Raw genomic sequence first — 13,697 nt, forward strand, 5'->3', positions numbered from 1 at the left:
ATTGTCGGATTTTGTCGTACAAAAACAAAAAAAGGGATAATTCCTCCATCCCTTTTTGCATTGCATACATGACTATGCTGTTTCATTTTCACTTTTCTCTCTTCTCACCTTATGTGTTTCTAAATCTGCCAATCTAACCGGAATTGGTAATCTACTTTCTTTCCCTATTAAACACGATACAATTTGAACACTCGTATCTAAATCGATATTATTTCCGCAAGAGACAAAAATAGGCTTTACATTCTCTTTCGTTCTTAGAGTCCTTCCATATACCTCGTCATCAATCATAATATCACTAAAAGCAAATTCCTTATTCTCTGGCATAATAAAATCAACATCTTTAATCTTAAGATAGCTTTTCGCTACACCGATTGTAGGCTTTTGTAAGAAAAAAGAGGCATGCGTTGCAATCCCCATATGTTTATAGTGTAAATAGCCATTTCCATCGAACATAACTATATCTGGATTAGAAGTAAGTTTTTTGGCTGCTTCTATTACTAAAGGCAACTCACGAAACGCTAAAAAACCTGGTATATAAGGCACTGCCACTTCCCCATAGCTATAAACCTTCTCCACTTCCTCCTTCGTATGATAATCAATCACAACAATACAACACGTTCCGTAGTGCTTATCATCTTTTTCCCAATATGCTAAATCTACTCCAGCAATTAAACTGACATCTTCTAGATAAAAGTTATTTTTCAATTCAATGCTATGTATGAGTTTATCTTGAATTTCAGAAAATTCTTCTTCTGAATGTAGATGAAATGAATGTATTTCTCTAACTTCCATGTTCTCATCCTCTTTTTATTATTATTTATACAAAACGGCTCCTATGTATTTCATTTCATAACGATTTTCATTTTTATTTATTATTTCACCACTATATTCATAGTTATATATCATAATAATCGTGTTATACTTCATCTCTAGTATATTTGAAGTAAGTCTTTTCATCTGTGGTATCACAACTTCTTCATAAGAACACCCTGCTAGTAAAGTTTCTAGATGATTACTTCGTTTGAAATAAAATTCTTTTTCGATAAAGCCTTCATCAATATCATACATACAAATATGAAAATCTTTTATAAATGATGATGGTATGGAATCACCATCCTCTGTATATTTTATACGGAAATAATCCTCTAAAAGATCTTCAGATTCCATATTTCCTAGCCATAATGAGACCATGCCTTCTTTTTCCATGCATACAATCTCCATTCATATATCGTTTTTTTAACACACAAAAGTAATTCTCAAACCCTCTACTTACTACACTTCAATACTAATCACGATACTACATGTAAAGCACTAGCTTTAAACGAATCCATTTAATTCTAACAGTTTATACCACTCGTCCTCTTCACTTCCAATAGGATTCGTTATTTCACCCGATTCCATAAAAGACAGCCCGATATCAATGTATTTACTTCCTAAAAAATAATCTTCTAAAAAACTGTTAAAATTACCGTATGATTCAATCACAAAATTTTGATCAATTAAATCTCCAAACAAACAAGATACTTCTCCATCCACTTTATTAATAAATAACGGATAGTTTTCTACTGCCCCTATGCAAATCCATTTATCATCTCTAACTGGCATCTCTTCCACATAAAACTGAATACTTTCAAGTTTTTGATGGCCGTATATAGTAATTACTCCACCATTCAATATTTTGTATTTTCTTGTAATAAAATAATAATCTTTTAAAATATTATCTACTAATTTTTCAGCTATTTGGTTTTCTTCTTCTACAATTTCACCAATAACCAAACTAAATGGATCTTTCCCTAAAGCATTTTTCATTACATCAATTTTTTCTAGTACTAATTAATCATCTTCATTACCTCTTAACTTATATCTTACATGGAACGCTCCATTATATATTTTCGCTAAAGCATGGAAATAAGTTCAGCTAAACTATTACTAATCACTTCAAAACTTCCTCTTTCATAGTCTTCTATCTTCACCTGTCCATTTTCATTATCTACAACAATTAAAAGTCCATTACACTCCATACCTATAGGAATATTCTTTAACTCATTATGGTGCGCTTTTTTGTAGCCTTGTAAAGAAGTATAAAAATCTCGAAGTTCAATTCCTGGTATAACAGAATTTAATTCTAGGTTATACTCTAAATAATTGCCAGCTAAATCTAAAAACCAGTAGGAATTATAGTATTCTTTAATAGAATGATGGAATTGTATGGCTAAGTCCCTTTCTATATTAGAAAAATCATGAAATATATCTTTTTCGGTAGGCTTCCAAAAGATATATCCCTCTGTATCTGGTTCTCCTTCATATATAAAAGAATCTGCTTCTTCTCTCCACACAGATTTTGGTAATGAATGATTATAGTGTTTCCATTCCTTAAGTAATGTATGAAAATACTGTTTCATCTCTTCTTTCATTTTTATTACTCCTAAACTATTATTTAGAATTGCACAAAAACTACAACTGGATTATCAGTATGCCCTTTATAAACCAAACAAATTAAAATTCATAATGCTATGTTATTTTAATGGTACAAAAAATCGATAACCTCTTCTGTTATATTATCAATAAAATAACACCTTCCCTTCTCTACCACTAGTTGTAGGTCACTACCAACTGGAAAGGAATACACCGCTAAAATAGCAGGTTCAATTTGAGCTACTGTATTAAAATCACATACAACCAAGTTATCTGGATCATTTACATAATCATCATCATCAATATCCGAAAAAAATCTCCAGCCATTATCAACACTCGTTACAGATTCATCTCTAACCAACCATTTTAACCTTCCATTCTCCTCCAAAATGTTTTTTGATACGATACAGCCGCCTGCATTTTTAATAAACTCTGACTTTATGTAAATGGACATATTCTCTCACCCTTTCCATTGTTTCTTTTTATGATTGTTTACCTTATACACTCTCATCAATAATTTTGAACCCACTATATTCAATTAAAGCTCTAAACACATCACTCCCTCCGTATGGCCAAGCATAAGGATAAAATTCAATTCTCCCAATATTGTTTGTTGCCTTTTCACAAGAGACGAGTTCATATTCCCCAGAGGCAAACGTATCAATCATAGATTCAAAATCCCATGGAGTTCTTAGTTTAGGGTCTGTTAAACGTTTTTCTACAGGAGTTTGTTCCCATAAAACCTGGTAATTTTGTAACTCTTCTTCCGTCGGCCACCAAAACTGTTTTAACACCTCTTCCTCAAAATACGCTAACCACATAGAATCATTACAATCTATCATCTCTTTTTCTTTCTCTTCCTTAAGTTTATAAAAAAATTCTCTTAGCCTACGAAAACGAGCCTCTTTATGTATTACAAATTCAAAATAACAATTCGTCATGTATTCACCCCTATATGTGTATAACTATGAAATTCTCCTTCTCTAAATTATAGCATTCCATAATTTGCTTATGGTATAGTTATAAGACTCTTACATGTGTAAGAGTCTTATAACTTCTATTTTGGTTTTAAGGTTAATGTTTTACCATCTATGCGATCTGTACGAAGTGTAGTCACATGATAGTTTCCATTTACCCAATCTTCTATTTGATCATGATACCAGTCACTTTTAAAATGTCCTGATTGTCCTGGACCTACAATATGATAGCCATTCGACATATCCTTTGTATCTATTACAAATCGCCAAGATGCTCCATGATTCACAATGCCATCATCTCCATAACTTGCTGCTTGGACTGTAATATTACTTCCTCCAATTGGTACAGGTTTTTCACGATTGAAAAAGAACGCGAGTACATCAGATGATTTTGAAACAGGGTGTATAAACGAAAGTTGATGATATGCTCCCCACTTCCATTTCGTTACGTCTCGTCCATATTGTTTTTCAAGCTTTTTCATTACCTTTGAATACGACATATGTAAAACTTCTGCGAAGCCTCCATGTTTAGAAAACCATACGCTATTTTCTCCATTCATTTGTTTCCGTATCAATTCATCAATCACTTGTTGCTTGCCTTCAAACAATTCCATTACATCCTTCGGTATTTCTTTTGAAAATAGAGTATTAGATATTTCCTTCATCCATAAATGAAAAATTAACGGGGCCGCTTGATCTTTACTATCGTAAAAATCCCAATTTGTTAACTCTTTTATTCCCTGTTTCTCCACGTCTGATACGTTTACTTTATCCAATTCTTTTAAAAACACGGGAACAAACTCTCTTGCGTGAAGGTTCTTTTGATCCATTTGCAATGTTTGTAAATCCGCTACAGTCAATTTATCCTTTTCCTGTAAAAACTCTTGAATACGCATTTGACGATACGGCTGCGCCCAAATATGACTAATATGATATGGATAATCATCATTTATAATTTTATTATTGGCTGTCGAAATAAATCCCTGCTTTGGATTTATGACCTTCGGAAGTTTATCAAACGGAATGTAGCCGTCCCATTCATATTCATCTGTCCACCCAGGAACGGGTAAAATCCCATCTCCCTTTTTACGTATCGGTATGTTTCCATTGGCTTTATAAGCAATCGTGCCATCTGTGGATGCAAATAAAAAGTTTTGAGTAGGAGTATGAAAATCTTCCAGCGCTGATTCGAATTCAGTCCAATTTGTTGCTTTATTCATATTGAGTACGGCCTTTAATTCCGCTGAAGGTTCGAGTGCCGTCCATTTAAGAGCAAAAACAGCCTCATCTTTATTTTTATAAGCAAATTCCGAAATAACAGGACCGTGTCTCGTAACCGTTACTTCGTGTGGAATTGTTTTTCCGCCATTCACCTTTATCGGTTCCTTCACAATCGTAGCTTTTTCTCATTTTTCGTTATACAAAAATTCATTTGGATTGTCAGGGTTTCTTTTTTCAATATATAAATCTTGTACATCCGGACCTGTATTCGTAACACCCCAAGCAATTTTTTCATTGTGTCCTAACATAATACCGGGAACACCCGCAAAAATAACGCCGCTCACATTTATGTCTTTCATCTCTAAATGCATTTGATACCATATGGATGGCGTCGCCAAAGAAAGATGAGGATCATCCGCAAGTATAGGCATTCCAGATGCGCTTTTTTCTCCACTTACAACCCAATTATTGCTCCCATTAGATTCTGGCGGAATAATCGCTTTCGCAAAGCTGCTGGCCACATTCACATTCAGATCTTGTAACTGCGCTAATAGCCTAGGCGCATCCTTTGGATAAGTTGGAAACAGCTCATATGCCTGCTCTTTTGAAAGATGTTGAAGTGCCCAAAAACGAAATGCTTGTCCATGCCAATGACCACCTAAATCAAAAGCCATATACTTGCCAATTGTTAAAGAATCAACCGGAGTCCATTCAGCAGGTTCATATCCGAGTAAATGAAACTCTACTGGCAATCTCCCTTCTTTTTTCGCTTCCTTTATAAATGCATTTACTCCATCGGCAAACGACTGCAATGCATCTTTTGCTTCGCCAGTATATTGATTCTCGGATGCTTTTGCTGCCCGTCTAAGCCCAAGTGTTCGAAATAATTTATCCTTATCTAGCGCTGCCTTCCCAACTACTTCGCTTAATGTTCCGGATGCTTGTCTTCTACTTAAGTCCATTTGAAACAACCGATCTTGCGCCTGAACATACCCTTGTGAAAAATATAAATCATGCGCATTTTCAGCTTTAATATGAGGTACCCCTCTTTCATCTCGTGTTACTTGAACCGATTTTTGCAACCCACCAACATGAACCGTCCCTTCTACCTTTGGCATGGACTTCATCACGAATACGTTTGCAAAAACTGCCGCGGCAACAAATATAAAAAGAATGATACTACCAGACCAAATGAAAATTCTTTTTCCCTTACCTCTTTTCTTCCGCTGCTTCACAACCACTTCTATACAAGCTTCCCTCCTTTTTCAATGTATTCGCTCATCTTAGGAGAGAACCCTTTCAGATTGTAGAGAACCTCTCATCTTTCATATGTAGCGCATTTTTTACTTTTTCACATCCTTATCTTGAGCTGTCATACATAAAAAAGTCCCAGTAACGTTCGATTTACTGAGATTCTTTTTTATATTTTTATCTTAAAAAGCATGTCCAACAAAGGAATTTTAAACGCACCAAAAAATCTCGGAATGACAAATGCAATAATAAGAAAAAGCACTTCCACAGCCACCTTTTTCCACTTAGAATTCGGTACGTACTTCTGATAGAAATAACAGCTGACAAAAGCTAAAAATATAAATATCCCTCCGATGAGAACTGGATATAAATATGGCATAACCATTGGAACATATTCCGTACTCATATCAGCATTCGGATCGTCCCAAAACAAAGCTACCGTAACTGCAATAAAGAAAAAAATACAAAATTCATCATATGGAAAACTGTTAGTAAAATAAACATGATTAATATAATTTTATCCTTAACAACATGAAATAAACTGTCTTTATAAGCCAAGAATGTTCCTCCCTAAGTAATTGCTCCATTATGTAATTAGGCTTATCCTACCTCAATTCGATTCTACGATATTACTGAAGTACTGACTTTAACAAATTACTAGCTCTTTTTCTCTACTAGATTATAAATCGTTGACTCTATCCAAAATGTTCACATTATTTTCATCTACCACTGCTGTCACTACATCTTTTTCAAAGATTACAAGATATCCAGAAGGCAATGTTAACACTTGAAGAAGAGAAGGCCTTAATTTTAGTAATTCATATGCATAAAACGCTTCATACTCTTCTATGTCATGCTCATCATGAATAGGACCAATATACCAACCAGAGTCACCATCTTCACAACCCTTTGTTCTTTCTAAGTAAATATCATCTAATTTCAATACATTTTTAGCAGCTACAATTTTGTCACAAAAGCGTAGTAATTCCCCTTCAATTGTTAATGACTTTACAAAGCTCACTTGATTTAATAATATCCATAAAGATATCGTCAAATCATCTGTCATATCTTGAAATGGATTCTTCGTATAATCATGTACGATAATATGATAGCCATCTTCTCTTTTATCAAGAAAGTAAATCGACCAACCAACTTGTATAGAAAAACCATCTATTAATCGATCATTTTCTACTTCAGTTAAAAAATGAAATAATCCTTCTACCTGCATCGCAAAGATTTTTTCTGCCTGAGCAATGAAAGTCTTATCCCCTATCTTCTTCATAAACTTTTCCACTAATTTCCCTCCACTTTTCCTAAGTACTTCGTTTTCACTCTAAATAACTCCATTTCCCCTCACTTCTCATCAAAATTTTATCAATAAGTAAATGATCTCCATCTTCCCAAACTTTTTCTATAATACTTTTCATTTTTTCAATTCCGTTACTAGCATTACAATCACAAAAGACAAGAATATCTCTCGCTGGTATCGCAACCGCATATCCATTTGATACGAATTCTTTTAGTGAGTAATCCCATAAATCGTCTAAAACAATTAAGCTAGCTTCGAAACTTCCGTCAAGAATTAAAGCAAAACACCCTTCCGATAGTGTGTGAACCCGTAGTTCTTTTTCATCTGCTAATTTATAAAGATTATCTACCCCAATCTCTAATAGCTGCTCCTCATCCAATCCTTCTTCTAATATATGCCTATTTTGAACATAATGAAAATAATTGTTCTGATGGTCATCAACTAAAAAAGTAATGATTAAATCTTTATTAAAAAATGTATGGACAAAACTATTTTCTTCGGATAGGGTAAAACACTCTTCATCTAGATCCTCTTTTATTACTGGTTTTAAGTATGCAACTGCTTCCTTACAAAACCGGATTGTCATATAAATACGCCCCTTTACTTGCTATAACACTACACACCAATTAACAGATATAAAGCCAACAAAACACTACCAAATTCATCGGAAGCTTAATCGAGAAATGAGTTTCTTTAAACTTGCACTAAGATGCCGATACTCTTCCGTTTCAAAATCTTCTATAACAATTTCTCCAGTACGATTGTTCATAAGGATTAACATCCCACCACTTTCAAATCCTATAGGAATATATATTTCATCTTTCTGTCTAAGAGATAAATAATCTTGGACACGCTCTATAAATAAATGCGGTTCAACACCTGGTGTTACAGAGAATAAGCTAATATTGTAATTATCAATCCAACCAATCATCTCGAGAAACCAATAGGAATTATAATATTCTTTCATATCAGAATGAAGGGTAGCATTTAGTTCTGTTTCAAATTCTTGAAAATCATCATATTTATCTTTCTCCTTTGGCTTCCAAAATATATAGCCTTCCTCATCCTTTTCACCAATATATAAGCGATGATCAATCTCTGCATCAAATGGAATCTGCGGGTGTGTTCCGTTCCAATCGCTCCATTTCAATAAGTAACTTTCAAAATAACGTTGCATAATCGCTTTCAACGCCGTTCACCTCTTCAAACGTAAATTTGAAATCAATTCTTGTATACTTTCTGAAATCGTTTCAAATGAATCTCTCTCAAAATCTTCTAATTTAACTTTCCCATTTTCATTGTCAATCACAACTAACATTCCGTTGCCTTCAATACCTATTGGGATATGTTTTAATCTCTCTTGGTGGTTCTCCTTATAACCCTTTAACTGTTCTTCGAATGAATTCAATTCAATATTCGGCAATACCGTTTCTAATTCAATATAATAATTTTTATAAAAACCATTTAATTCAGCGAACCAATAGGAATTAAAATACATAATAACTGTTTGATGAAATTGAACATCCATTTCTTGTTCTAAGTGAATAAAATCATGTACGATATTTTTTTCTATTGGTTTCCATAGAATATAACCTTCCTCATCTATTTCTCCTTCATAAAGAATAGGATTCACTTCTTCAAGAACTGGTGTTTTTAATAGAAAATCTAAGCCTTCGTGTGCTAATTTTATTCTTAACCTAAAGTATTGTTGCATTGCATTCTGAATAGACACACATATCTCCCTCTACTTCACTTAATTTTCCCCCTACAAATCTTTCATCAAAAATGGATTTGTATCTCTTCAATAAATGCCTCTGTAAATATGCCCCTAAATTAGAAGCACTCCATTCTTATTCACCTGTATCCATACCAACTCTCATCATTTCTACAGTTAGTTATTTACAACAAATCGGATTTCCTACACCATCTATTCCTATCACAATAAATTCCGCATCCTTTAACCTTAAAATAACTGCCTCACCAACTACTCCAAATCCATTACATTAAAAGAAATCTTTTATAACTACCTGGGAGCTTTATTTATAAAGCCTCTTCAGCTTGTGCAACTTCCTCAACCGTAATTGCCAAATGCTTCAGGACATTTTTTATATTCCCTATAAATCGCTTTAACAAGTTCTACACTCATTTATCTCGAATTCACGGAAAATTTTTATACTAGTCCTTCTTTACTAAAGCCCAAATACCATACTGATTATAAAACAATTCATCTTCTAAAAAATGTTTACACTCCGTATGTTGCAATATGAAATGAGGATTTTCTTCATCTAAGCTGAACGTAGAATAGTCCGTTAAGCTAGGATTTTCAATGAGATTATACAGACAAAAAACGTTCATTAATTCTTGAGCATATTGCGGAGTTACTTGATCTTTAAAAGTAATTACATCCGGGAGTCCAAAGCAATGCATACCACACGTATAGTAAAAATCATCTTCTTCTGCCACTGTAACAAAAGCTTGAAATAATTCTACTGCATCATCTGTATGATACATATCATTCCAGCTTTCAATTGTATTTGCAGTACCTGAAGATTCAACTTTCACGCCAAGTCCTCCAGCTTTTACAAGTGCATTTGCAGTATCAACTAATTTCCTTATCTTTTCAATGGAACCTCCGTCCCCAATTAAATACAAAGTTAAGGAATGCCCTCTAATAAGATCAAGTTCTTCCTCAGTAAATGAATTGTATCCAGCAATTTCAAAAGCTTCCGCTACTCGCTCGTCATGTTCATATATATCAACTTCAAAAAAAATACTCGAATCCCCTAGTTTACTAATATAATTCCCAGCAAATATATATCCCTCACTTTTTCTTACAATTGCTTCAATAAGTTCACTTCTATTCTTCCATAAACCAGGTATACATAATACAACTTTTGAGCTTTCCATCTAACCCTCTCCTTATCTACAACATTTCTCTATGTAAATACAAATACAATCCCCTTCTAAACCCTCTCAGCTACTTATTTAAATTATTCCTTCTCTTTCTTATAGCTTAATGCAATCTCAACTACTTCTTCGATTGTTAATTCTATATCATTCCAAAATATTAGGTCACTAGGTGCTGGATGGGGAACATTTGCTTCTAAAATATTAATATATTTACTACCTAACTCATCCAGCAATTTAGGGTCACATATCATTTTCACAAGTTCAATAAGTTCCTCTCTACTCATTTGGCTTTTCACATCACTCAATCCCTTAAAGCTATTCATAATAAGGTACAGCACCAACAAATATAAATTCTAAACCTTCATATGCATCTTTCACTTTCTCTCCATCGTATTGAAAATCATAAAGCACGATAACAGAATTTATATTGTCTTCTACATCTACTCTTTTCATTAAATCTTTAAATCTCGGAATGATAATTTCACTATAAGAGAAATCCTGCAAAACCTCTTCTATATGTATTTTAGCTTCCTCATAAAACATAATTTCGATTTGATATTCATCATAATAACCAAAACCGAAATTCACTCCAAATTTCGAATCTATACTATCTCCATCTTCTGTATATTCCATATCCACATATTTTTGAAGCTGATTAAGTGATTGACTCGTTCCAAGCCACAACGAAGCCATCCCTTTATATTCCATATTGTCTCTCCTTATTATACTATCGTATAAAGGTCCATACCCGCACAGCAAACACCCTTATCTTGCAAAACTTTATTAATATGTATGTTTTCTCGTTCTATAGTTTAAATATCTTGATAATCAACTTCTACAATTCGTTAAAAATTACGCCAAAATACATGATCTACTGTTTGTTGGAAAACAGGTGCTTTCATAAAGTTTAATAGAATATCTTTCTCATTTGTCCCAACATATTCATCGTTATCTACATTATAAAATTGAAGGACTTCCACTTTATATACTCCATTTTCAATGTTAATTTTATAATTAGAGCAGTTTTCATCAGGTACTTTCTCATCTTCAAATTGTGCAGCCATTGTAAGGTAGTCATAATCAACTAAATATAATTGGTTCTCAGTTACTCTTATATAACCCTCTGCTTTTCTGAAGCACTCTTGCTTTATTGGTTCTTCTCCAACTTTCACTTCTGCATTCCACGAATGCTCAATACCTTCTTCAGTCATCTGGAATACTAAAGCATTACCGTTTTTCATTTCATCAGTAAAATGCTGTAGCAACATTTCTAATTCCCAATCCTCATCCACAAATGACTTGTATTGCTCCGCATTTACAACCCCAATAAAATTCGTATCGCCAAATCCCATACAAAACTTCATCTTTGACCTCCTGGATATAAAAATCCACTCTGTTATTCAGTTAGATTTTCAATTTCCTCAAACCAAAACGTATTCTTTTCCACAGCCTTTGGATCGATACGCCTTAATTCATTTTCAAACCATATACATACTGATTCCGGAATTTCATTATCTAAAAAAGCAAATTCACCATTTAAGTGAATCGCTTCATCAATTAACTTAGAAAACAATAGAAGGCTGTCTGCAAATTGATGAATGGAAGAATTCATGAAGATTTCTTCATAGTTGTTTCCATGATGTAAATAGACTACCTTATTTGTTCTTTCATCAATACAAAGAGGATCTCCAGAACCGGTCGTACCTATCAACCAATAAAACTCAAAATCTTTTGGCATGCCAAATTTTTGAGTTACATTCTGCATTGGTTCAGTTGCATGATTAAACTCTATAAACGGAGCAGCTGATGCTGGAAGACCCGCTTCACTTAAAAACCTTCTCGTATCGATAGATAAATTTGTACGCTGCAACATATCTCGATCTAATTTGTTTAATGGCCCGTCTCTTTTTTCATTCCATTGATCATAAAATTCTCTAGGTGAAATCATCTATATACCTCTTTCCTTTTTCATTCCCATAATTTTCTCCTACATATTCCTCTTCATCTTTATAAGTTCTAATCTTTATGAAAAAGATTTATTTCTTCATTCCAAAAGGTATTATGATTCAGACAATCCTTATCAATTCCAATGAATGTTTCAATAATAACTTCTAACTCTTCTTTCTTACATTCTCTATTCAAATATGCATGTCTACCATTCGCTTCTTTGATTCTTTTTATAAACTCACTATATTCCAAAATACATGCAGCTAATTGTGGTATAGATTGATTTACATATACTTCTTCCATTGTTTCATGGTCTACACATACGACTATTCCTGAAGGTTCTTTCATAGATAAAATATTTCCTACACCTGTAAATCCTAAATATATATTCTTTTCATAACTTGCATCTAAATTATATTTTTCCTTTAGGCTTAATAAGCTGCCATTTTTTGTTGATTCAAAATTCAAAAATGGTGCCGCAGATTCAGGTAATCCAGCTTTTAATAAAAAATGTTTGCATACTACAGGGATATCTAAATTTTTGAGTTTATCTTCTTCGTAATGAACGAATGGATATACTTTTGGGTTCCATCTTTTTCGAAATTCATTGGGATTCATCAATTTTAACATTTCCTTCCATGCAAATATAGCTTTTCTACTACTCATTTACCTTCAAATACTTCCTCTTTAGCATGAAAGAGAATACATCGCGTTATTCTGCTGAAGGATTATAATCAATCTCTACTTTTCCAAGACCTTCCAATACTTTATGTATTCTACTAGTTAAATCTCTTATTTCTTCTTGTGTTAATTCCCCCACTGCGTCTAGTGGATGAAACTTGCTTAATCTCTTTGTTATACCTTTTATATACCCAATAAAAACTTTGTCATGAGTTAGCAATATTTCACCTATAGCTGTATCAGCAATAACGTCTTCTATTTCTCCTAGATTTATATACTCATCAGAAGCTCTTGCTATTGCATATCTATATCCCCTATTTAATATTAAAAAATCATTATAGGCCTCTTTGATGTCTTCAAACAATTCATTGTATTCCCAGTTTTCCATTTCAGATCCCTCCATTAGACATTCATTATCATGGTAAATTTGAAGTAATTATTTAGACATAGATATTCACTAGTTACTAAAATACAAAACACCATTTAAACAATTATGATGTAAAAAAACAGCAGAGTTTTTAAAATCTCTGCTGTTTCCTATTATTTAATTTCTAACGTGAACCAATTATTGATTGAATAAACAAGCGTTACTAAGCAGCCGATTACACCAAACAAAATAACATTAGGACCAATCATGGAACCAAATAACACCGCTATTAACGATGCCATAAACAATAGCATTGCTAGACCATTAATCTTAATTTCGACTATATCGCCACTTTTTACTTGCTTTTCTTTACTTCCGAAAAACAATTGATTTACTTTTATCTTTGCTTCTTTTACATCAGAAGGAAGCATGTACTCTTCATTATTTTCTAATTTCATTACAACTTCATTATCCACTTTTAAAGCTACTCTTGTAGCTCCGCCCATCATTCCTGTTGCCCTTATTACTTTTATACTCATTTTAAACTCCCCTTAAACTTTTGTTCATCTAATAAAAAGATTCCCACTTTTTCGTTTAGTATATTTTCTACAATTTTCCA

The 13,697-nt window shown here is 33.1% G+C and carries 18 protein-coding genes and 1 pseudogene; all 19 read right to left on the minus strand.

Going from position 1 to position 13,697, the window contains the following annotated elements; genetic code table 11:
* Positions 1-72: 72 nt before the first annotated feature.
* Positions 73-792, minus strand: a complete 720-nt coding sequence (locus AC1M36_RS02015; protein ID WP_336452288.1) for an endonuclease V — start codon at positions 790-792, stop codon at positions 73-75.
* Positions 793-813: 21 nt separating this feature from the next.
* Complete coding sequence (locus tag AC1M36_RS02020) at positions 814-1,206, minus strand: immunity 22 family protein (RefSeq protein WP_336452289.1); 393 nt, start codon at positions 1,204-1,206, stop codon at positions 814-816.
* A gap of 111 nt (positions 1,207-1,317) precedes the next feature.
* A complete protein-coding gene (locus tag AC1M36_RS02025; RefSeq protein WP_336452290.1) occupies positions 1,318-1,809 on the minus strand; it encodes a hypothetical protein in 492 nt (163 codons plus the stop codon).
* Between the two features lie 86 nt (positions 1,810-1,895).
* Positions 1,896-2,414 carry a SecY-interacting protein Syd gene (locus AC1M36_RS02030; protein WP_336452291.1) on the minus strand — a complete coding sequence of 173 codons (519 nt, stop codon included), beginning with the start codon at positions 2,412-2,414 and terminating at the stop codon, positions 1,896-1,898.
* Between the two features lie 107 nt (positions 2,415-2,521).
* Positions 2,522-2,869, minus strand: coding sequence for an immunity protein Imm33 domain-containing protein (locus tag AC1M36_RS02035; protein ID WP_479845550.1), 348 nt, complete (start codon positions 2,867-2,869; stop codon positions 2,522-2,524).
* 43 nt (positions 2,870-2,912) lie between these two features.
* Positions 2,913-3,356, minus strand: a complete 444-nt coding sequence (locus tag AC1M36_RS02040; protein ID WP_336452293.1) for a hypothetical protein — start codon at positions 3,354-3,356, stop codon at positions 2,913-2,915.
* Positions 3,357-3,472: 116 nt separating this feature from the next.
* Positions 3,473-5,860: pseudogene (locus tag AC1M36_RS02045) on the minus strand (penicillin acylase family protein).
* Positions 5,861-6,543: 683 nt separating this feature from the next.
* Positions 6,544-7,158: an immunity protein Imm33 domain-containing protein gene (locus AC1M36_RS02050; protein ID WP_336452294.1), complete on the minus strand. Its 615-nt coding sequence runs from the start codon at positions 7,156-7,158 to the stop codon at positions 6,544-6,546.
* A 34-nt stretch (positions 7,159-7,192) separates the two neighbouring features.
* Entirely contained in the window at positions 7,193-7,759 is a 567-nt protein-coding gene (locus tag AC1M36_RS02055; protein ID WP_431613187.1) for a DUF1444 domain-containing protein, read from the minus strand.
* A 75-nt stretch (positions 7,760-7,834) separates the two neighbouring features.
* Positions 7,835-8,362: a SecY-interacting protein Syd gene (locus AC1M36_RS02060; RefSeq protein WP_336452296.1), complete on the minus strand. Its 528-nt coding sequence runs from the start codon at positions 8,360-8,362 to the stop codon at positions 7,835-7,837.
* Positions 8,363-8,368: 6 nt separating this feature from the next.
* Entirely contained in the window at positions 8,369-8,905 is a 537-nt protein-coding gene (locus AC1M36_RS02065) for a SecY-interacting protein Syd (RefSeq protein ID WP_336452297.1), read from the minus strand.
* Positions 8,906-9,348: 443 nt separating this feature from the next.
* Positions 9,349-10,080 carry a DUF4261 domain-containing protein gene (locus AC1M36_RS02070; protein ID WP_336452298.1) on the minus strand — a complete coding sequence of 244 codons (732 nt, stop codon included), beginning with the start codon at positions 10,078-10,080 and terminating at the stop codon, positions 9,349-9,351.
* 83 nt (positions 10,081-10,163) lie between these two features.
* Complete coding sequence (locus AC1M36_RS02075; protein ID WP_420792349.1) at positions 10,164-10,406, minus strand: hypothetical protein; 243 nt, start codon at positions 10,404-10,406, stop codon at positions 10,164-10,166.
* Positions 10,399-10,791 (minus strand): immunity 22 family protein, encoded by a 393-nt coding sequence (locus AC1M36_RS02080; RefSeq protein ID WP_336452299.1) that lies wholly within the window; start codon positions 10,789-10,791, stop codon positions 10,399-10,401. The genes AC1M36_RS02075 and AC1M36_RS02080 overlap by 8 nt, the downstream gene beginning before the upstream one ends.
* A 137-nt stretch (positions 10,792-10,928) precedes the next feature.
* A complete protein-coding gene (locus tag AC1M36_RS02085) occupies positions 10,929-11,435 on the minus strand; it encodes a hypothetical protein (RefSeq protein ID WP_336452453.1) in 507 nt (168 codons plus the stop codon).
* 44 nt (positions 11,436-11,479) lie between these two features.
* Positions 11,480-12,031 (minus strand): SUKH-4 family immunity protein, encoded by a 552-nt coding sequence (locus AC1M36_RS02090; RefSeq protein ID WP_336452300.1) that lies wholly within the window; start codon positions 12,029-12,031, stop codon positions 11,480-11,482.
* 68 nt (positions 12,032-12,099) lie between these two features.
* Positions 12,100-12,696, minus strand: coding sequence for an SUKH-4 family immunity protein (locus AC1M36_RS02095; RefSeq protein ID WP_479845551.1), 597 nt, complete (start codon positions 12,694-12,696; stop codon positions 12,100-12,102).
* Between the two features lie 46 nt (positions 12,697-12,742).
* Positions 12,743-13,099, minus strand: a complete 357-nt coding sequence (locus AC1M36_RS02100; RefSeq protein WP_336452302.1) for an Imm3 family immunity protein — start codon at positions 13,097-13,099, stop codon at positions 12,743-12,745.
* A gap of 152 nt (positions 13,100-13,251) precedes the next feature.
* Positions 13,252-13,617, minus strand: a complete 366-nt coding sequence (locus tag AC1M36_RS02105; RefSeq protein ID WP_336452303.1) for a hypothetical protein — start codon at positions 13,615-13,617, stop codon at positions 13,252-13,254.
* Positions 13,618-13,697 lie beyond the last annotated feature (80 nt).

It is taken from the genome of Bacillus sp. Medicinal_06 (assembly GCF_056711665.1).